We start from the raw sequence: 1,998 nt of genomic DNA, 5'->3' as shown, positions 1-1,998 counted from the left end.
TTATAGATAGGATCCGTTACATTTGGGGTGCCGCCATTTATGACATCTTTCATAGTCTTATATGCACCCTTTTGACCATCGCGTAAATAGACTAGTTCATCGGCTGCCGCCGCAGGTATGGTATTTGTAGTGGTAGTGATAGGATCATTTACGACTAGCTCGTTATTTATAGTAGCGCTATCTTTGGTATAGGTAGCGCCGGCTTGACCAAAGTTGATCGATACTACCGCACCTGCTGCATCTTCGCTATCGCCGCCATTCAATCTATTTTCAAATTTCATTCTATAATAGATATTCTCGCCGGCAACTACCGGGTTTTTGATCTGCTCAGGAGGTTCATGTAGTTTTTTTACATCCTCTTCGCTTCTTCGGTTACCATCATTATCAAAGAATTTAACCCAGTTAGAGGCGTTATAGACTTCATACTGATAGCACATTTGAGGGACATACAAATCGGCGGAAATAGCAATCATACTTATGAAGTTTTGATCGGCTTGACCTCCGTTGAGATCTTCATACGCCGCACCCAAAGAGATGTTTAGACTAGATTGCGCATTCTTCATCTTTGAACCGATATCGAATTCGTCCAGATCAAATCCACCTAAATAACCAGTGCCGTATGGATAGCTATACTTATAGGTGCCGTTATCATTTATAAGTAAAGCGACAGAGCCGTCGTATATATTAGCGCGATCGTTAGCTAACCGTTGATTAACCACACCGGATCCGTATAGCGAATCCATTTGTGCGGTTCCTTTGTGTTGAACTTTAAAATACTCGTCGGAGGTCATTTTTCTCTCGCCACCAAACCCTAAAAACCCTAGCTTTGCATTTACGGACCCACTTCTAGGTGTATAAAATCCACTGATGGTAGCGTTAATGTTTATAGGCGTATATCCATTATCCCAAGGGGTGAGGACAAAATAATCGCCGTAAATAGTTACGTTTTTTGGTTTAAAATATTTATTTTTATATTCTACGGCCTCTGTATAAGTCATTTTTTGACCCGTTACGCTATCGTTAGATTGTAAATTATCTAGCAAAGCCCTTCTGGACGGGGCGGTTTTATCATATACTACGATTATTCCCCATCCGCCGTACGGCCCAAGACGAACGCTGTTGAACTCTCCATTGGTAAAATCTGCACCGTTTTGATCCATACCATCACTCGTTTTTACGTTTCCTACAGTAAATTCAATGCTGTCGGAATAATCTTTAAAATATTGCTTGACTAGATCGGTAATATCTTTAGTGCAGCCATATTTTAAACGCAAACGTAAGGGCTTGCGAGATTTTGCCAAAAAGTTCCAAGCAGCCGTTCCTTCGCATCTATCTCTATAAACATCTTCTATTATGCTAGCTTTACCTTTCGAGCTTTTCATTTTAAATTTCACCCGTGTATACCCCTTAGCAAAACCGGTCAATTTTTTTCCGTCTTTGCTGTTGTATTCTGCTTCGCTGTCAAAATCAGTCGTGCTGAATATATTTCCCTGCCAATAAAGTCTCGCATAGACTATATCGTCTTTAGTCACGCCCTTAGGAAGCCTCAAAACAGCTTTTGAACTATTCAAATAAAACTGTCCGTCGCCGTCATCTTTAATGTATGTGCCTTTTGCTCCCCACATGTAATCACGGCCTAGAGCAGAAGGCCAGCTTAAACTAATCACCGGCTTTCCGGTCACGGCGTAGTCTCCAAAGACGTATGTGCCCGCACCGCCGAATCTAACTATCGGCTTTTGGTTTAATTCGTCAGACCGATTTTTTATAGTGGTGAAATTATACAAACCCTGATCTCCGTTCCAAGTCCAACCACCTCTCCTTCCGTCCAGCACGCCATCGTCACGATACTCGTTGCTTATTGGGGTAGCAGAATTTATCTTCACGTTCGACCTGCTATCATCTGCAAACGCGTTTGTCAAACAACAAACGAACAGCGCCAAAAGAGGCGCAAAGCTAAAACTCTTAACTTTCATGATACTACCCTCCGGTCAATAACAT

Annotated in this window: 1 protein-coding gene; it reads right to left on the bottom strand. The window is 41.9% G+C overall.

Going from position 1 to position 1,998, the window contains the following annotated elements:
- Nucleotides 1-1,973: hypothetical protein (locus Q0257_RS10765; RefSeq protein ID WP_298024737.1), on the bottom strand; the 1,973-nt coding region annotated here is incomplete at its 3' end.
- Nucleotides 1,974-1,998: the final 25 nt, after the last annotated feature.

Origin of the sequence: uncultured Campylobacter sp., assembly GCF_938018035.1 — a bacterium.
Taxonomy (GTDB): domain Bacteria; phylum Campylobacterota; class Campylobacteria; order Campylobacterales; family Campylobacteraceae; genus Campylobacter_B.
This window is presented reverse-complemented; position numbering and strand designations above follow the sequence as displayed.